The sequence below is a fragment of the Paenibacillus tengchongensis genome, assembly GCF_008973665.1.
In the GTDB taxonomy this organism is placed as follows: domain Bacteria; phylum Bacillota; class Bacilli; order Paenibacillales; family Paenibacillaceae; genus Paenibacillus_AQ; species Paenibacillus_AQ tengchongensis.
This window is the reverse complement of record NZ_WACP01000010.1, coordinates 259,018-277,314: the sequence shown is the minus strand read 5'-3', so window position 1 is coordinate 277,314 and position 18,297 is coordinate 259,018. Positions and strand designations below refer to the sequence as shown.

The 18,297-nt window shown below is 55.1% G+C and carries 20 protein-coding genes; 18 read left to right on the top strand and 2 right to left on the bottom strand.

The window, feature by feature from the left end; all coding sequences use genetic code 11:
* From F1381_RS18055 to F1381_RS18015, 9 genes are all read left to right on the top strand, one after another.
* A partial coding sequence (locus F1381_RS18055; RefSeq protein WP_187355430.1) for a transposase occupies window positions 1-174 on the top strand: 174 nt, incomplete at its 5' end.
* 425 nt (window positions 175-599) lie between these two features.
* Window positions 600-1,274, top strand: coding sequence for a hypothetical protein (locus F1381_RS18050; RefSeq protein ID WP_151736223.1), 675 nt, complete (start codon window positions 600-602; stop codon window positions 1,272-1,274).
* A 163-nt stretch (window positions 1,275-1,437) separates the two neighbouring features.
* The gene (locus tag F1381_RS18045) at window positions 1,438-2,151 is read left to right on the top strand and encodes a glycosyltransferase family 2 protein (RefSeq protein ID WP_151736222.1); all 714 of its coding nucleotides are present in this window, start codon (window positions 1,438-1,440) and stop codon (window positions 2,149-2,151) included.
* Window positions 2,152-2,308: 157 nt separating this feature from the next.
* Window positions 2,309-2,701, top strand: a complete 393-nt coding sequence (locus F1381_RS18040; RefSeq protein ID WP_151736221.1) for an iron chaperone — start codon at window positions 2,309-2,311, stop codon at window positions 2,699-2,701.
* Window positions 2,702-2,881: 180 nt separating this feature from the next.
* Window positions 2,882-3,673 (top strand): helix-turn-helix transcriptional regulator, encoded by a 792-nt coding sequence (locus tag F1381_RS18035; RefSeq protein WP_151736220.1) that lies wholly within the window; start codon window positions 2,882-2,884, stop codon window positions 3,671-3,673.
* Between the two features lie 62 nt (window positions 3,674-3,735).
* Complete coding sequence (locus F1381_RS18030; RefSeq protein WP_151736219.1) at window positions 3,736-4,185, top strand: DUF1801 domain-containing protein; 450 nt, start codon at window positions 3,736-3,738, stop codon at window positions 4,183-4,185.
* Between the two features lie 299 nt (window positions 4,186-4,484).
* Window positions 4,485-4,748, top strand: a complete 264-nt coding sequence (locus F1381_RS18025) for a CD3324 family protein (RefSeq protein ID WP_151736218.1) — start codon at window positions 4,485-4,487, stop codon at window positions 4,746-4,748.
* A 500-nt stretch (window positions 4,749-5,248) separates the two neighbouring features.
* Window positions 5,249-6,016: a MerR family transcriptional regulator gene (locus F1381_RS18020; protein ID WP_151736217.1), complete on the top strand. Its 768-nt coding sequence runs from the start codon at window positions 5,249-5,251 to the stop codon at window positions 6,014-6,016.
* Window positions 6,017-6,110: 94 nt separating this feature from the next.
* Window positions 6,111-7,001 (top strand): diguanylate cyclase domain-containing protein, encoded by an 891-nt coding sequence (locus F1381_RS18015; protein ID WP_187355429.1) that lies wholly within the window; start codon window positions 6,111-6,113, stop codon window positions 6,999-7,001.
* A gap of 89 nt (window positions 7,002-7,090) precedes the next feature.
* Here the strand turns inward: F1381_RS18015 and F1381_RS18010 are convergent, their stop codons facing one another.
* Window positions 7,091-7,984, bottom strand: coding sequence for an AraC family transcriptional regulator (locus F1381_RS18010; protein ID WP_151736215.1), 894 nt, complete (start codon window positions 7,982-7,984; stop codon window positions 7,091-7,093).
* A 118-nt stretch (window positions 7,985-8,102) separates the two neighbouring features.
* Between F1381_RS18010 and F1381_RS18005 the strand changes: the two genes are divergently transcribed.
* The 5 genes from F1381_RS18005 to F1381_RS17985 all read left to right on the top strand — a co-directional run bounded on the left by F1381_RS18005 (window position 8,103) and on the right by F1381_RS17985 (window position 14,619).
* Complete coding sequence (locus F1381_RS18005) at window positions 8,103-9,008, top strand: nucleotidyltransferase domain-containing protein (protein WP_151736214.1); 906 nt, start codon at window positions 8,103-8,105, stop codon at window positions 9,006-9,008.
* Between the two features lie 21 nt (window positions 9,009-9,029).
* Window positions 9,030-11,903 carry an excinuclease ABC subunit UvrA gene (uvrA, locus tag F1381_RS18000; protein ID WP_151736213.1) on the top strand — a complete coding sequence of 958 codons (2,874 nt, stop codon included), beginning with the start codon at window positions 9,030-9,032 and terminating at the stop codon, window positions 11,901-11,903.
* A 107-nt stretch (window positions 11,904-12,010) separates the two neighbouring features.
* Window positions 12,011-12,949 carry an aminoglycoside phosphotransferase family protein gene (locus F1381_RS17995; protein ID WP_187355428.1) on the top strand — a complete coding sequence of 313 codons (939 nt, stop codon included), beginning with the start codon at window positions 12,011-12,013 and terminating at the stop codon, window positions 12,947-12,949.
* 277 nt (window positions 12,950-13,226) lie between these two features.
* The gene (locus F1381_RS17990; protein WP_151736211.1) at window positions 13,227-14,012 is read left to right on the top strand and encodes a nucleotidyltransferase domain-containing protein; all 786 of its coding nucleotides are present in this window, start codon (window positions 13,227-13,229) and stop codon (window positions 14,010-14,012) included.
* Window positions 14,013-14,169: 157 nt separating this feature from the next.
* Window positions 14,170-14,619, top strand: a complete 450-nt coding sequence (locus F1381_RS17985) for a GNAT family N-acetyltransferase (RefSeq protein ID WP_151736210.1) — start codon at window positions 14,170-14,172, stop codon at window positions 14,617-14,619.
* A 61-nt stretch (window positions 14,620-14,680) separates the two neighbouring features.
* On the opposite strand, the gene F1381_RS17980 is transcribed toward F1381_RS17985, so the two are convergent.
* Window positions 14,681-15,937 (bottom strand): S8 family peptidase, encoded by a 1,257-nt coding sequence (locus tag F1381_RS17980; protein WP_187355427.1) that lies wholly within the window; start codon window positions 15,935-15,937, stop codon window positions 14,681-14,683.
* A 165-nt stretch (window positions 15,938-16,102) separates the two neighbouring features.
* Here F1381_RS17980 and F1381_RS17975 point away from each other — a divergent pair, with 165 nt between their 5' ends.
* From F1381_RS17975 to F1381_RS17960, 4 genes are all read left to right on the top strand, one after another.
* Window positions 16,103-16,498: a hypothetical protein gene (locus F1381_RS17975; RefSeq protein ID WP_151736208.1), complete on the top strand. Its 396-nt coding sequence runs from the start codon at window positions 16,103-16,105 to the stop codon at window positions 16,496-16,498.
* 105 nt (window positions 16,499-16,603) lie between these two features.
* Window positions 16,604-17,335, top strand: a complete 732-nt coding sequence (locus F1381_RS17970; RefSeq protein WP_151736207.1) for an alpha/beta fold hydrolase — start codon at window positions 16,604-16,606, stop codon at window positions 17,333-17,335.
* A 130-nt stretch (window positions 17,336-17,465) separates the two neighbouring features.
* On the top strand, window positions 17,466-17,714 hold the full coding sequence (locus F1381_RS17965) for a hypothetical protein (RefSeq protein WP_151736206.1): 249 nt from the start codon (window positions 17,466-17,468) through the stop codon (window positions 17,712-17,714).
* A gap of 73 nt (window positions 17,715-17,787) precedes the next feature.
* Entirely contained in the window at window positions 17,788-18,162 is a 375-nt protein-coding gene (locus F1381_RS17960) for a hypothetical protein (protein WP_151736205.1), read from the top strand.
* The last annotated feature ends 135 nt before the right edge of the window (window positions 18,163-18,297 follow it).

Sequence of the window (18,297 nt, the reverse complement as noted above, 5' to 3'; positions counted from 1 at the left end):
AAACGAAAAGAAACGATTGAGCGAAGCTTCGCGGATGCTAAAGAGCTCCATGGGTTTCGCTATTGCCGGTTGCGCGGACTGCCGAACGTCAGGGAACAAACACTGATGACGGCAGCCGTGCAGAACATGAAGAAGATGGCGATCCACCTGGATCGCCAGGAAAAACGGGGATAACCCCCTCGTTTTCCAACTCGTAGGCCAACTTTGGAACACAAAAGAAACCCAGGGTCTTTGAATGACCTGGGTTTCTCGACAATCTGACCGAGCAGCGGTCCTTCAATTACTGAAGGACCGCTGCTCGGCGTTTCGGGTCATTGCGGCTTGATTCACAGGGGTCTGACCAGGCTGATGCCAAGCCTCCGGGCAGCCTTGGCTACCCTTTATGAGAGGCAGCAATTCTGCAAGTAAAACCGCAGCTTAACCGTCCACTTTCTTGACAGAGGTCCAGTGGCTATCAGGAATAACCAGGATTTCCGACCTTAGTGCCGAATAAGCTCACAAATTTGCCGTTTTATTGCCAAAACTGCGGGACACTATAAATATACATTTTTACCTGAGAGCGTTAGGGTGGTATGATAGGAGGCGGGGTGAATTTAATCATGACTAATGAGACGACCAATGAAACAACAAATGAGATATCCAATGAAACAGCCACCAATGAACCAACCAACGGACAGGAAACAGCCAATTCGGAAAAAATGACCGAAGAGAACTGGAATGAACTGATCCGCGCCGTGCACCACAACGGCACGGTGGCGTTAAAGATGAAGTTTGAGAACGTCGAATCGCAAATTTTAAATCTTGCGGCTTACGGTCCGATTTTTGTATATCATGTGCGGAATGAGGCCAATGAATTATATTCCTGCGGCTTTTTCCTGCGTGAGCTCATTGCCAGATTCCAGTCCGGCAATGATCCTTCGCTCTGGATGGCTTCTTTCTTCTACGAGCTGATGAAGACAGAGGGCGGCAAGCCGCTGCCGGATCTGCCGGCCAACGAGGAAGGCGCCAAGAAGATTGTGGACACCGTGCTGGTGCCTCAGCTTCTGGAAGCGATCCGCGAGGAATTTGCGCCGCTGGAGCTTCACGCGGGACTGGCCCTCAACGAGGAGCACGGACCGGTGTTTGAGGCAGGATTCCGCGAAATTACGGACGGACCGAATGTATGCGCCGTTCCCCTGCATATGCTGTTGACCCATTTACAGCTGAACCGTGATCCCTCCGAGCTGATTATCCAGGGCCTGTATAATATCCGCAAACAGCATGGCCTGGAATAGCCTGAGGCAAGAGAAAGACCGCAGCTCTTTAATGAGCTGCGGTCTTTTGTATACTCTGCGGCGGGAAAGCAGAACATTTGCCTCACACGGCCCGCTTTGCCGCCCGCACCGCCGTTTGCCGCCGCTCATATGCTGAATAGAGGACAGGAGAGGAGAGACGGCTGTGAACAAGGCTGCGGGCGCAGAGGGCGTTTCCGTAATTGTATGCACCAACCGACCGCGTTTTTTTGAGAACCTGGTCGGCAATTTCCGGAGCCAGAAGTACAAACACAAAGAACTGATCATTATTTTGAACAAGGATAGTATGAAGCTTGAGCAGTATGTCCGTAAGGTGGGGGCTTACCCGGACATTAAGGTGTTTAAGGTGCCGGAAAAAGTGTCGCTCGGGCAGTGCCTGAACTGCGGGATCACCAAGGCACGCTATCCGCTGATCGCCAAGTTTGACGACGATGATTTCTACTCCCCGTATTATCTGCGGGAGCAGGTCCGGATGCTGAAGCGAACAGGCAGCGATATTGTCGGCAAGCATGCCTGCCTGGTCTACCTGTCGGCTTCCCGGCAGCTTATTATCCGCTCGCCGCACGAACGGGATAAACCGGTGGTCTTCGTGCAGGGCGGGACCATACTCTTCCGCAGGAAAATGGCAAAGCAGGTGCTGTTCCCTGACCGTTCCATCGGCGAGGATGTCAACTTTCTCCGCCAGTGCGAGCGCAAAGGCTTCAAAGCGTATGCCACTTCCCCCTACAATTATGTCTATATGCGCAGGGCGAATAAACAAACCCATACCTGGAGGGCCGGAGACAAATTCTATCTCAAAGGAAGTATTCACGTTGCGGTGACGGATGATTACCGGCGTATCGCGACACGTAAGGTCTAGGGAGCAGTGACGGCATTCCCGGCAGCGGGAATGTTTTTTTATATTCCACATTATTTCCTGGGCAATGACCCTCCCGGCAATACGGTGCACCTAAACGGCAGTGGCTCTTAAGCGGTAGATATGCTATATATGAAGAAAAGGACAAAAGGAGACTTCAATGGATACTAACAAGCCTGCTGTATGTAATTCGGTCGCTGAATATATTGCGGCAGCACCGGCTGAAGTTCAGGATACACTGGAGAAGATCTGTTCAGTCATACGGGAGGCTGCGCCGGAAGCGGCCGAGAAAATCAGCTACCAGATGCCGACCTTTGATTTGCATGGCAATCTGGTGCATTTTGCCGTGTTTAAGAAGCATATCGGCTTTTATCCGGCACCTAGCGGTATTGAAGCCTTTGCAGAGGAACTTGCTGCTTTTAAAAGCGCCAAAGGCTCCGTTCGTTTTCCGCTTGATCAGCCGATGCCTTATGATCTGATCCGCAGAATCACGGCCTTCCGGGTGGAAGAGAACAAGCGCAAGGCGGAAGAAAAGAAGGCGAAAAGGAAATAATTGTGATGCTGGCCCTTTCCGAAAGGCTGGTCTGCCATTATAAATCACGGCGCAGCCCGATATTACATGCTAGGATAACGCTGATTCCGGCTTCCGCAACCTGAAGTTGACAAATTGTCAGCTCTGTTTGGTAGCGGCGGACAGGCCGGTGTGCGTAAGCTTAGCATGAGGTGATCGAAGATGAGAGGATTTGCAGAGAAGCTGCAAGGCTACAGAAGAGAAAAAGGAATGTCCCAGGAGAAGCTGGCGGAAGTGATCGGCGTTTCACGGCAGGCAGTTTCCAAGTGGGAGTCGGGCCAGACCTATCCGGAAATGGATAAGATGCTGGCGTTGAGCCGGTTGTTCGGGGTCAGTCTGGATCATCTGGTTCTGGATGGCCCCGGCAGTGAGGAATCGGGTGAGGCTCCGGAGTATCCGGAGAAGACAGCGGTGTACCTGTCCCGGCCTCATTATGAATATAAAAGCAAGACCACCTGCTTCGGGCTTCCGCTGGTGCACATTCACCTGGGGCGCGGCATCTATGTGGCCAAGGGTATTATCGCCGTCGGTACGGTCGCCATCGGTGTGCTGCCGGTCGGGGTCATTGCCATAGGCGGACTATGCTTCGGAGCGGTGTCGCTGGGGCTGATCAGTCTGGCCGGTCTGGCGCTGGGGCTGCTACTGGCTGTAGGCGGACTGGCCTGCGGAGCACTGGCGGCCGGAGGAGTGGCCGTGGGCATTATCGCCGTCGGGGGATTAGCCCTCGGAATGTATTCATTTGGCGGCTGCGCCGTCGCTTCACGTATCGCCATCGGCGGTTATGCCAGCGGGCATATTGCCGTCGGCGAAAGCGTCCGCGGGGCGTATACCTGGGCGGTGGTGAACGGAGCTTTCAGCAGTGTCAACGGCGATGAGCTCAGGGAGGCCGTCAACCGGGAGTATCCGCTGCTGTGGAAGCCTTTCGTCAATATGATTTTGTCTATTTTCAAGTAAACCAGATAAGGGTTGCGGCGCTTTATTCTGCAACGCAGCTCATTTACTCCAGAGGAGGCTATATGAAATACGAAGCGAACACCCCTGAGCAATATATCGACGGGCTGCCGCAAGAGCGCAAGGCGGCAGTAGCTAAGATGAGAGAAACCATCCGGGAGAATCTGCCGGAGGGCTTTGCCGAGACGATTGGCTCCGGCATGATCGCCTTCGTTGTTCCGCACAGCCTGTACCCGGCAGGCTACCATGTTAACCCTGCGCAGCCGCTTCCGTTCATCAGTATCGCTTCCCAGAAGAATTACATCGCGCTGTATCATATGGGGCTGTACATGAATCCGGAACTGCTGGACTGGTTCAAGACCCGGTATGCGGAAGAGGTTCCCGGCAAGCTGGACATGGGTAAATCCTGTATCCGCTTCAAAAAAGCCGCAGCGATCCCCTATCCGCTGATCGCCGAGCTGTCCCGAAGAATCACCGTTCAGGATTATATCGCCTGTTACGAACGCAGCAGGTAGGCGGCTGTTCCCCGGGCTGCCGCAGTAAAAATGTCGCAGTCTTTCCCGGCTGATCCGGTTACAATGAATAGTAAACAGTATCCATTATCGGGTCCCTCGGGACGCCGGCCGGGAGGTGAACGGCATTGTACTGGGTTATTGATTTCGTACTTGGCCCGCTCCATGCAAAGCCTGCGGAATAAACAAGGCGAAGCTTGCATGGAGCAGATTGATTTTCGCCTGTCTCTTTTGAAACAAAGGTTTAATTCCCAGGCTTTGCCCTTAAAATATCCAATTTATTTTAAGGAGCGAGCCAGACTATGGATTATATCAAAGCGACAGAGGTATTTCCGGAAGACCTGCTGGAGGAAATTCAGCGTTATGTCCAGGGAGAACTGATCTATATCCCCACCCGCACGGCGCGGCGCAAATGGGGGCAGAATTCCGGTGCTGCAGAATATTACCGGAAGCGCAATCATGCAATCCGCGAGGCGTTCCGCACCGGAACCGGAATCGAACGGTTGTCGGAGCAGTTCGGCCTGTCTGTGGACAGTATCAAGAAGATTGTATACTCACGTTCGTGAGCTTGTTTTCCGGCGCCGGGTTCTGCAAGACAGCGGCAACACGAAACTCAGCTGGAGGCAATTTCAGACCGTTGACAGTTCAACTGCATAAGGATCACGCCAGTGCGAGCCGGGCAGCGGTTCTCCGTATGGAGAGCGGCTGCCCGGTGTTTTTGTCCCCAAGACTTGTGTTCCTGATGCGCGCTTCAAGCAGCAGGCGGACGGAATGTCATGCAGATAATGTGTGCTGGCTGATCTGACCAAAGCTTGGCGGCAACGGTCCGTATAGTCCTTATTCCAGCAGATTTTCCGATTCTGCAGACCTGACGGACACGGATGACTCTATTCCGGTAAAATGGGCAGATGAATTGCGGGGAATAGAGGCTCCCGGGTCCGTTAGCAGCAGTGTCCTGCTGCTCAGGCGCGAAGCATCGAAGGAGTTTAGGAAGGTTTATGTATGAAGCATTGACCCTCCTCTTGGGGGAGGCCTTACGATTAGTACCGAAAGGAGGACGGATTCTATGTTATATACCGTAAAGGAAGCCGCCGGACTGGCGGGCATTACGGTCAAAGCCCTGCATTATTATCACCGCATCGGCCTGCTGCCGCCTGCGGAAGTCAGCGAAGCCGGTTATCGCCTGTATGGCGCATCCGAACTGGAGCGCCTGCAGCAAATCCTGCTGTACCGGGAGCTGGATTTTCCGCTGGAGCAAATTGCACGGCTGCTTGCACAGGAACCGGACCGGGAGCGAATGCTCATTGAGCAGCAGCAGCTGCTGCAGCGCCGGAAAGAACGGCTGGAAACGATTATCGCAACGATTCACAATACCCTTGCCGGCATGGCGAAAGGAGAACCTATGAAACCGGAAGAATTATTCAGAGGACTAGATAGCGAAGAGGCCTGGAGAGAGGCGCTGCAACCGCAAAAGGAGCATCTCCGGGAGATCTATCAATATGAACTGTCGGGGCCGACAGCGGACGAAGTGCCGCGGCTGAATGAAGCCGCCAGGGAAGCAGCGGGCTTCATGGAGGCGATGGCGGGCTTGCTGCGGGAAGGCGTGAGCCATGCCAGTGATGCCGTATCCGGACTGCTGCGGGAGCATCTGGCCTTTCTGAACGACCATGGCCATTCCGTTACGCCAGAAGACTTTGCAGCACAGAACCGCTTCTTCCTGGGCGATGAGTTCCACCGGAATATGCTGGAGAGCCAGCAGACGGGGCTAGCCTACTTTCTGGCAGCGGCAGCAGATGCCTATGCTATGGCAGAAGGTCCCGGGAAAGAAAGCTAACATAAGTCTTGACCTTCCCCTAACAGGAAGGCTTATGCTGTACCTGAAGGTTGTTCCGGCCGGATCACTTTTTGCATATGGAGGAAGATGGGGTTTGAAGATCAGCGAATTTGCAGCGCGTCATCAGGTCACGGCCAAAATGCTGCGCCATTACGATGAAATAGGTGTGCTTAAGCCGTCGGCCATTGACCCGGTTACGGGGTACAGGCACTATGAGGAGCATCAGGGGGCTGTGCTGAACTGGGTGCTGATCCTGAAAAATCTCGGGTTTCCGCTGGCTGAAATCGGCAAGATCGTCAGCAGCCCCGTCTCCAGCGCAGAGATGGTCAAGCTGCTCAGGCGCAAACGCATTGAAATCGTTGCCGGGATGAATGAACAGCTGCAAAAGAAATATCTGATCGACCGTCTGATTCAAATGGTGGAACAGGAGGAGTTCAGGATGGAGCATTTGAGCGGGCTGCTGGACATGGAGCAGGACAGCGTACATGAACTGAAAAAAAATATGCCGAATATGGAAGTGTTCCTGGAATCGGCACTGGAGATTGTCTCCGGCAGCGGGGAAGCGGACGAAATCGCCCTGCTGCGTTTTGACATCCGCCATTTTAAAGCGATCAATGACCGTCACGGCTTCGAGACAGGGGATAAAGTCATTCTGGCCTGCTATGAGCTGATCCGGCAGTGCCTGGAGCGCACGGGCTGCAAGTCGAGCACCGGCAGGGCGCACGGGGATGAATTTGTGGCCTGTATCCAGGCGGCACAGCCGGTCGTGGAGAGACTTGCCGCAGCAATTCTGGACAGTCTGGAAAATCTTGATTACCGGGCGCTCGGTTGTGCAGAAGCCATTGGAGGGCGAATCGGCTACCTGTATGCGGAGAAGCGCAGGATCGGCAATATCCGCAGAATGATTGAGAACTCCATCGATGCTGTCAATGAAGCTGCGAGGCAGGATGAGATGTATGCTGTATATTCGGAAGCATTTGCATAACTAATTACTAATCACGTACACCACAGCCATGCTCTGTATTTAAGGGCCTGGTTGTGGTGTTTTCCGCTTATATCCGGCGATTTTCCTGTTTACAGCCATGTAATCGGATAGTAGAAATCGCACTCGCAATACTGCCTGCTGCATTTGGAATAGTCGAGATATTCGAAGCTGAATTTCTCCCGCAGCTCCATCCGCACAGTGGGCATCCAGCGGTTAAAGACAACGTTCCAGATGCTCTCCAGGGCTTGCGGCGACAGCTCCTCGGGGCGGTGTGTGCCTATGTATGTAAATACGCCGTACTTATGGGGCTGGACTTGCCGCTGCTTCATGTAGGACGGAATGATGCTCGTCTGGTCGATCTGAAGCGAAGGCTGATAGAAGGAGTACCCGTCTTCAGGCTCCGGAACGGAGGTGAAGCCGTAGTAGACATTCTTACGGACCGGGCCAATGATATCAAGTCTCTGATTGAAAAAGAAATCAACGCCGCATTTGACCGCCGTCCCGTTCAGCTGATTATCCCCGGCATCAATCCGGTATTCCGGACCGGCAAGCGAGAACGCCGGCAGGATGCGGACGGAGCGGAAAAAGACAAGCCCTTCTCCGGCCGTGCTCATAAAATCAGCGTTGAAGCGGTCAAGGATGTTCAGCGGCGAAGGCGTCTTCCGCCATCTGCCCGGCGTGCAGCCGAACTCCTCCTTGAAAACGCGGTTATAGCTGCGCTCGCTGCCGAAGCCGTATTTATCGGCAATCCAGGCAATGCCGCTGACCGGCTTAAGGAGGTCTCCCAGGGATTCGGCAATCCGCCGCCGGCGCACATACTCCATGATTCCCGTAGCGGTTGCACCTTTCCAGATCCGCAGCAGATGGAATTTGGAGACATTGACCTGCCGGGCGATCTGATCCAGGCACAGGTCCTCCGCTAGCAGATGGTCTTCAATATAATCAGTCGTGCGTTTAATGGTTTCCAGCAGATAATGATCCATAGGCCCCTTCCTTTTCCGCAATATTTGTCCTGTTTAAAACCTGGATATCCCGTATAATCTTACCACGTGCCCCGAAATCGGCAATGATTTCCATACTATGGGCAGGGGAGGATACCAAATGGACGATACTGCCAAGCGGGAGCTGCAGGAACGGTATGAAGCCGCAGTGGAGGACTTTGTGGACAAGGTCAAGGACGATCCGAACATCATCGCCGTCATTGTCTGCGGCAGCCTGGCTTATGATCAGGTGTGGGCGAAGAGCGACATTGACATGGCGCTGATTGTCAGGGACCAGCCGAAGGTTCCGCATTATTACTGTCTCGTCGAGGACGGTATTACGATCAATGCAGAGCTGTTCACACGCAGCGGCTTCAAGCGGGGAACGGAGCGGCTGGTCGGCGGCTCGCTGCCGCAGTCTTATTTTGCCAAAGGACGGATTGTTTATAGCACGGACGACAGTCTCTATGAATATTTCGAAGAGTTCAAGCAGCTGGGCAGCCGCGATATTTCGCTGACGCTGCTGACGATCGGCGCTGAGCTGGTCGATGTATGGCACAAATGCCAGAAGTGGATGCTCGTCCGGAAGAATCCCCTGTATGCGCAGTATTTCCTGCTGAAGGCAGCCGACCTGATCGCTGCGATGGAGCTGTGCGCTTCCGGCGAGCCGCCGATCCGCGAATCGGTGCTGACGGTGCTGGAGCACAGTCCGGAGCTGCTGGCCGCTTTTTACCAGGAGCCGATGTCACGCCGCTTGAGCGAAGCAGAAATCCGGGAGGCAATTAACCGGATGGAAGAGACACTGGACCGCCATATGGAGCAGATGCTGCGGCCGGTCCTTGAATTTATGTCCGATCAGGAGGTCAAGACGGTGACCCAGTTCCTGAAGCATTTTCAGCTGCCGATTGCCGGAACGCTGCAATACCTAGCCGACAAGGGAGTTATTGAGCGGGTGTCCCAGCCGCTTGCCCTCACGCCGAAGAGCAGGCCGTCGGTGGAGGAAATGGCGTACCTGTATATTCCTTAATGTGCAAAGGAGGCAATACATATGACCATCCGTTCAACCATTGAAATCTCGGGAGCGAGGCAAAATAATTTGCGCAATATCTCGCTGGAGATTCCCCGCGACAAGTTAACCGTAATTACCGGCGTCTCCGGCTCCGGCAAATCCTCGCTGGCCTTCGATGTGCTTTACGGTGAAGGCCAGCGGCGGTTCCTCGACTCCATCTCGAATTTCGCCAAAAGCCGGATCAGCCAGATTAAGAAAGCAAAGGTTGATGCGGTGCGCGGGCTCTCACCCGTCATTGCCATCGAGCAGAAGAAAGGTAATCACAATCCGCGCTCCACGGTGGGTACGGTGACCGATATCCACGATTATTTGCGTCTGCTGTTCGCTACCGCCGGCACCGGCCATTGCCCGGAGTGCAGCCATCCGCTGCGGCAGCTGTCGGCGGCCCAGATCGCCGAGCAGGTCTCCGCCCTGCCGGAAGGCACAGTCATCGAGCTGCGGGCACCGGTCTACAAGATCTACGGCGAAGACTACAGCTACACCTTTGGCGAATTGCGCAAAAAAGGCTTCAAACATCTGCTGATCGACGGCGCCCCCGCTGCTCTGTCCGAGGAGCTGGAGCTGGACGAACGGCAGCAATATATGGTCGAAATCATCATTGACCGCTTTACGCTGAAAGCCGATACCTACATCCAGCTGGCCAAATCCATTGAGGCCGCAATGCTCGCCCTGGACGAGGATATTATGATCAAGGTGGAGGTGCTCGGCGGCGCGCCGCGGGGGTTCTATGAGCGGTCCGGCTGCCCGGAGCATCATGTCTTCCTCTGCGATATGCAGCCGTTTCACTTCTCGTTCAACGCCGCCGGCAGCGCTTGCCATACCTGTCTCGGGGTAGGAATGTCCTATGTCGTCGAGCCACGTTTTCTGGTCGTAGCGCCGGAGAAAAGCATCAACCGGGGCGCCTTGAAGAACACCGTATTCAGCCCATCCAGCAAAGATACCTACCGTTCAGTTATCATGTACAGCCTGTCGCAGAAATACGGCTTCAGTCTGGACACACCGTTCAATGAGCTGCCGAGTGACATTCATAATCTGCTGTTCTTCGGCAGTCAAGGGGAGCTGGTGCCGATGGTGCAGCCCCCGGATGCCGGGAAACGCAACTGGATCACCGGGCGCGACCGTCCGTTCGGCGGATTCGTGCATGAGCTGGAGAACTGGTATAAGCATTACATCCGCAAATCTGCCTCCGGCGAGGCTGCGGAGCCGACGTTCATTAAGGATTGTATGATCGAGAAGGTGTGCCCGGAATGCCGCGGGGCGCGCCTGAAGCCGCAGCGTCTGCAAGTGACGGTCGGCGGTCGGAACATTGACCAGCTCAGCCGGATGCAGCTGCAGGAGCTGCTGGAGTTCATGGACACGCTCTCCTTCGCTGAGGAGGACCGCGAGGTGGCCGAATCGATCGTCCGCGAGCTGCAGGGCCGGATCTCCCTCCTGATTGAGATCGGGCTGCATTATATCAGCCTCGGCCGGCGCAGCGACAGCATGTCGGGCGGAGAGATGCAGCGGATCAAGATGTCGACGCAGATCAGCAGCGAGCTGATGGGTATGCTCTACATTATGGATGAGCCGAGCATCGGGCTGCATCCGCGGGATACCGGCAGGGTGATCGATACGATGAAGAAGCTGCGGGACATCGGCAATACGGTCATTGTGGTCGAGCATGATCTGGAAACGATTGCGAGTGCCGACTATATCGTGGAGATTGGTCCGGGGCCCGGCGTACACGGGGGGAATATTATAGCCAGCGGTACGGCGGAAGCACTGATCGGCGATCCGTTGTCGCTGACCGGCCGGTACCTGTCGGGCAAAGCGTATATTCCAGTGCCGCAGCAGCGCCGCAAGCTCGGGGATACCTTCCTCTCCATCCAGGGCGCGCGCGAGAACAATCTCAAGGATGTCGACCTGGATATTCCGCTGGGCGTATTGATTTGCGTGACCGGCGTATCAGGCTCCGGCAAGAGCTCGCTGATTAACGAGATCCTCTCCAAGCAGCTTAAGATCGACAAGACAGGCGCGCGAATTATGGCCGGCGAGCACGATTTCCTGTTCGGGGCCGACCTCCTGAATCATGTCATTAACATTGACCAGACGCCGATCGGCCGCAACAGCAAATCGAATCCGGCCACCTATATCGGCATCTACGACCGGATTCGTGAGCTGTTCGCCGCGCAGCCTGCAGCGGTGCAGCGGGGCTACCAGGCCATTGACTTCAGTCTGACCCATGCCGGAGGCACGCGCTGCGAGCATTGTGCAGGTGAGGGGATGATGGTCACCAGCCTGCAGTTCATGGCCGATATCGAGACCGTCTGCCCGGTGTGTAAAGGCAAGCGCTTCTCGGAGGAAGGGCTGGAGATCAGGCTAGGGGGCAAGAGTATCGGCGATGTGCTGGATATGACGGTGGAGGAGGCGGCCGGGTTCTTTGCGGACAACAAATATTTGCGGCATAAGCTGGCGATTATGAACGAGCTGGGACTCGGATATATGACCCTTGGCCAAAGCTCCACCACCCTCTCGGGCGGCGAAGCGCAGCGGGTGAAGCTGGCCTATGAGCTGGCGAAGATCAAGCGGGGAGCGCACAATCTCTACATCCTGGATGAGCCGACCACGGGCCTGCATCTGGCCGACATCGCGAAGCTGCTGGTGGCGCTGAACAAGCTGGTCGACAGCGGCCATTCCGTCATCGTCATCGAGCATCATCTGGATGTCATCAAGTCCGCCGACTATATCATCGACATGGGACCGGAAGGCGGCAATGCCGGCGGCTATGTCGTGGCCGAAGGAACGCCCGAGCAGGTGGCCGGGACGGAGGCGTCGCTGACCGGTAAATATTTGCGGGAGGTGCTGGAGCTGTAACAGCCGGTAAGCAGCGGAACGGTTGGGCCGTGTGGACCGTGACAGCCAGCTTCTATGCTCCGGCTGTGCGAATCAAGCAATATTGCAGGAAGGCGGGGCGTTACCACTTGGAAACAGAACGTATTGTTCCAGAAGAGTGCTATGAACCGATAACGGCGCTGATCGGTCCCTTTCAGGTTCTCCGGGATTACCGGTCGGGCAGCTCCCGGACCGGAGTATGGAAGGTACAGGCTCTCCGCAGCGGTAACTGCTATTATGCCAAGACCTTCAGCCGCAGGCAAAGATGGCATCCGGAGGTCTATGCCTATACACACTGGATGCCTGTGCTGAAGCCTTATGTGCCGGAGCTTGTCGGTACCTTCGAAGGAGACGGCTGGCAGGGTATTCTGATCACTGCGCTGGAAGGACGCATAATGCGGGAAGCGGCCCTGGATGCTGGGGTGAGAAACGAAGCTTACCGCAAGGCGGGAGAGTGGATCAGGCGCCTGCATGACTCGGCGACGGGGGAATGGTTCGGGCGGCCGGACAAGGACGGCAATCCGCTGGAGTTGTTCCATCACGCCGATCCGGTGATCTATATCCGGCATACGCTGGAGGAGCTGGCCGCCGGATGCAGGAAGGACCGGCTGCTGCAGCCGCAGGAGCAGCAACTGGCTGATTGGGCGCTCGATAATGCCGGTGTATTTACCGGCGCGAAGCCGGTGCCGATCGGCTGGGACTCTACACCCGGCAACTGGCTGGTTGACAGCCGGGGCGGACTGACGGGCATGATCGACTTTGAGAACATGCTGTGGGGCGTGGATGCCGACCATTTCTCGATTCTGTATGAGCGTTATTTCATCGGTGATCCGGACGCGGAACAGGCTTTCTTTGCGGGGTATGGTCCGGAATTTCCTCAGGAGCACCGGCACCGGCTCCGCATCTGCTGCATCAAGCTGGCGCTGGGCGACATCTATTGGGGCAGACGGAATAAGCAGCCCGCCGTCGAAGCCTACGGCCGCAGGCTGCTGGCGCAGCTGTGGCGCGATGAAGCCGTGTTCCGCTGAGAACCCCGCGAGATCGGTGGAAGCGCTTGGATAAAGCCGTCATTCGCCGGCGTGTAGAAGAAATCTTGGCCCGATGCCTGCTGTTACTCAATGACAGCGGGCTTTTTTATTCTATGGCAAGGCCCCGCTTTGCGGGGGTGTTTTATGCGCAAATACGCTTGCCCGCATAGCGGCAAACGGCCTATTTTCAGAGCCGGGGAGCATGTGTTATGATGCACTTAAATTCATATAATTATTAATTAATTTATACTATTGTTAACTAAAAGGGGTGTATATAATGTACAAACATCATCATCAGGCGATTGAAGCCGTAACTGCCAAGCTGCAAGCAAGAGAAGATGTCCTCGGCGTTATCATCGGCGGCTCGGTTGCACACGGTTATGCAAGCGAAACTTCCGATCTCGATATTATGCTCGTGCTTTCGGAAGCAGATTATGAGCGGGCGCTTCGCAGCTATGACGTGGGATTTTTTGAAACGGAATCTACGCCGTATGAGGGCGGTTATGTGGACGGGAAATGCGTCTCCGCAGATTACATCAGACAAGTGGCTGCAACGGGAAGCGAGCCGGCGAAGTTTGCTTTCAAGGATGCCATGGTCACGTACTCACGCATTGAAGGATTGGACGGGCTGGTGGCTGCAGCTTCAGCTTATCCGTCCGCCAGACGGGAGGAGAACATCGCCAGATTCTATGCGCAATTTGAAACCTGGAAGTGGTATTACTACGAGGGCCTGAAGCGGAACAACCTGCTGCTGATGGATTACTCGCGCACCAACTACGCCTATTTTGCCGGCAGGCTGCTTCTGACGTTTAACGAAATGCTTTTTCCGTCTTACAAATGGTTTCTCCAGGAACTGGAACGTGCTCCCCGCAAACCGGAAGGCTTCATGCAGCTGATGAACGATGTCACCGAACAAAGAACGGCTGAGCCCATCGAGGCTCTATATGCAAGTCTGATGGAATTTCACCGCTGGTCCAGCTCGGACAAGCATTGGTCGGTGCAGTTCATGCTCGACAGCCAGCTGAATTGGGTGGACGGCAACGTGCCCATTCTCGATCTGTAGACAAATTGCTTTAGCGTAGGACAGGTACCGCCTAAGCAAAGGATATTTCTCATTTCGTGCAGCGCTTCTAGGCGTCATAATACCATTTAACATAAAGCGGCTTCGTGCGGAGAGTTGTCGAGAGTTTCCAGCGGGCCGCAGGGATGGAGGATACAAGATGGAAATCCGAGCAGCGAATATCCAGGACGTTGGGCAAATTCTGGAGAACCGGCTTAAATTTCTGCAGGAGATTAAGGGTGAGCCTGTACCTGACCAAGTCAGAGAGAACACACGCCAATATTTAAAAGAACATCTCGCGGATGATACGTGGATCGCTTGTTTGGCTCTGGACGGGGAGAGCATCGTTTCCAGCGCCATATTGAGCATGTATGAAGTGCTGCCAACCCTCAGCAATCCCGGCGGGCGGACCGGCTATCTGTTCAATGTATACACACTCCCCGCCTACCGGAGAAAGGGTCTGTCCCAGGCAGTGCTGGGCAAGCTGATCAGGGAAGCCAGAGCCAGAGGACTCGGTAAAATCTATCTGGATTATACGGCTGACGGGAAGAGCCTTTATGAAAAGCTGGGCTTTGAGCATCTTTCCAGTGAAATGGCGCTAAAGCTGTAACTCTAGGCCAAATAGAGCGCGGGGACGGCCCCGCGCCTGAATCTGTCCGGGAAGGCTATTGTTATTTCCTGAGCAAAAACCTTACATTAACCTCTCCGCTGCCGGCCGTGTTGCGCTTATAACCAAGCCGGAAAGCATTGCGCTTCAACTTCTGTTTGACTTCGCGGGGCGTCAGCTCCGGGTTGCGCTGCAGTAGCTGCGCGGCGGCGCCGGAGACGACCGGTGCAGAGACGCTGGTACCCGACAGCACAAAATACCGCTTGCCGATCCTCATATACGGGAATTGTCTGGCCAGTTCGGAACGCGGCGCCAGCAGTGAGATAATGGTCTCTCCGGGAGCTACAATGTCCGGCTTGCTCTTTCCCCCCGGGGCCGGTCCGCGGCTGGAATACCAGGTCATCCGGTCGTCGCTCTGCCGGATGGTCCGGCGGTCGTCCACCGCCCCGACCGTGATCGCCGAAGGGCTGGTGCCGGGCGACTCGACGGTACGCGGAGCGGGACCGCTGTTACCGGCGGCAATGACGCAGGTCAAGCCTGCTCTGACGGCCTTCTCCACCGCCTGACAGAGCGGATCGTCGGCGCAGGCGGCTCCGGCTTGCCCGCCAAAGGACATGGAGAGAATCCGCAGCTTCAGCCTTTTACGGTTCCGGATGCACCATTCAATGCCCTTGATGATGGTGGAGTCGAACCCGTCGCCGTTTGCATCGAGTACTTTAACCCCCACAATACCCGCCTGCGGTGCCGGACTGCAATACTTGCCCTTGCTGGCCCAGCCGTTCCCGGCGGCGTCGCCGGCAATATGGGTGCCGTGCCCGTTATCATCATAGGGCTTGCGCTGGCCATTGATCAGATCCTTGAAGGCGACGATCCGGTTCACGGGCCGGATCAGGTCAGGATGGGGATACACGCCGGTGTCGAGCACGGCGATGTTGATTCCTTTACCGGTCAGGCCGCTTTGGTTCCGGACAGCCGTTGCCCCGATGGAAGGAGTGGCGATATAAAGCGAAGCCTTCTTGACGCTGTCCAGATAGACCTTGCCAATCTCGCGGCAGCTGCACAGCTTCTCCAGACAGGCCGGCGACAGGCTTGCCGATACCGCATTAATAAGCGGTAGCCGCCGCTTGATCCGCAGCGTATGCCCGCTGCCGAGATGTTTGTGTACATTGTCCAGTCTGGAGGCTGTCACAGGGTATTTCAATTGTACGATGACCGGTATCGGCTTAGCGCTGCCGCCCGATTTCCGGGCACTGCGGACGTGCCTGGCCAGGGGTATATTCACAGCGGCCTGATAAGGTTTGTTCCGGGGCTGTTCTTTCATCCTGAGCATCACCTCTTGCAGGCATTGTATGCAGCGCCGGGCGCATGCGTACACGAGGTATGAATCTTGGATACTACCACAATTACAGGAATGATAGGCAATCATAGTTTCCCTGCAGCTCGTACTTGCATTTACTGGAGTATCCTATTAGAAAGTGGTGAGTATATGAGAACTGCAAGAGCTGCAAAACCGGCAAAACCCGTAAAAGCCGCAGGCAAAAAAACGTTAATGGCCCGCCGCGCCCTGATGCTGAAGAAGCAAGCGCAGGCAGCCGCAGCCAGACGCAAAAGACGGAGAGTCAGACAAACGCTTGACCGCCTGATCGTCATCGTGACAACTCAAGGGGGGAATCCGCGGAACACTTCCGGCTGGACAGCTACCTTGACCGGGGGACCGTCGCCGGTAACGGCTGAATTTGACGATTTCGGAGTGGTCCGTTTCCCGACAATCAGCACATTGACCGAGATTGAATATCTGCTCAGAGTCAGAGACGCGAACAACAATACCGTAGCCAACCGCACCATTCCGGCTAACCGTGAGTACTTTATCGTCAGAATCTAAGGCAGTGGGAAAGCCGGGGCAGCGCGCGCCGCATTGGCGGCGTGCGCTGCTTTATAATCGGCAGGTGAACCGCAGAACCCCAAAGTACCACATAGGAGGGTATGAATGAAAAACTATTTTGTACATAATGACGATGTTATCCTGCATGTATTAGAGGAAGGGACAAGCTCGCCTTCGGTTCCATCGCTAGTCGTCATAAGCGGACTGTGGGAGCCGGCGGAGCGGGCGATCCCTTTGTTATCCGGATTAAGCGGCCATACGGTCGCTCTAAGCCTGCGGGGACGCGGGCTTAGCTCTACTCCGGCGTCGGGCTACGGTCTGGAGGAGCATCTTTCCGATATCGCAGCAGTTGTGGAGCATCTCCAGCTTGAAGGGTACTGCATGCTCGGTTTCTCCCGGGGGGCGTCGTATGCACTGGGCTGGACGCTGAGACACCGGCAGAAGATGAAGGGGCTGATTCTCGTGGACCAGCCGCCTGTGCACAGGAGCGTATCGGCCGAGGCGGCCGATTTCTGGACCAGACTGGTTTACAGGGGTGTGCCTGTGCTGAACTATATGCGTCCTGAAGCTATTCAAGGTCTGATGCGCGAGGCGGCCGAAGTGGATTTTACACGGGAGCTCTCTGGGTTGCAGCTGCCCGTGACCGTGTTCGCCGGAAGAGACCATGCAGCGATGATTTCGTCGGACCTTCCGGCGGAAATGGCAAAGAGGTACAGGGAGGCAGTCCGTGACTGCGAAATTATTGAATTTGCGGGTTCGGGACATATGATTCCAGACGATGAGCAGCAGAAGTATATTGCAGAAGTGGCCCGTTTCCTGAAGCGGATATCAGTTTAACAACGGCAGCAGCCGGGCGGATAAGAGGAATAGCCGGTATATGAGGCCGAAAATCCCATTGCCGGAGCAGGGGCGTTTATGAGAGTATAGAAACTAGACAAAATCATGATAGGAATAGAGGCAGGGAAATATGCTGAAAGCGATTTTTAAAAATTATCCGCTCTGGTTCATGCTGGTCTGGGGCTGTGTGATGATCGGATTTATCGTGGTGTTTATTGTTGGCCTGAATCTGCCGGTGCTGATGGGGCTGATGATGGTGTTCTACGGCGCCAACGCCATCCGTTCATGGCACAAAGAGCGCAGTTACGCCTATATTTCAATGACGCTTGCCGTTGTGTTCGGGATCGCCGCAGTGATCACGCACAACTACGCAGGCTGACAAGATGATGGACATCCACCAGGAAGGGGCGGGTGTCTTTTTTTGTACATAACGGTATCAGGGGGGTTCTGGAATGAACTACTACGGCATCATTATTGAGGAATCGCTGAACAACCCGGCAGTGTTGTCCGAGTTCACTATAGCCGCACATAAACAGCAGGGAGGGTGGGGATTTAAGCTTGTCTCGGTAAGCGAGGATGAGCTTGCACGCCTGATCCAGCGCCTGCAGCAGCATATGATTCCGGTTTCGGAGGACTGCTGGTATAACCATTTTTTTGCCGGGGAGCGGCTTGTTGTCGTCTATCAGAATCAGGTATTCTACACAACCGTTAACGCAGAGGATTGGACTGAAGTCATTCAATATGGCATGAGGCACGGCATTCCCCGCGAGCAGCTGGACTTTAACCCTTGCCGACAGGAAGCCGCTGTGGAGTTGTTTCGGATTTGATAGTTTATCTGACATGCAAGCCTGACTGAAAAAGAAAATCCAGAAGTTTTGTCAATGTTCTTCCCTCGATCAGCCGTAATTATTAGGTTAAACGTACAATCAGACCATGAATTTTTAGCTATTATGACAATAAAC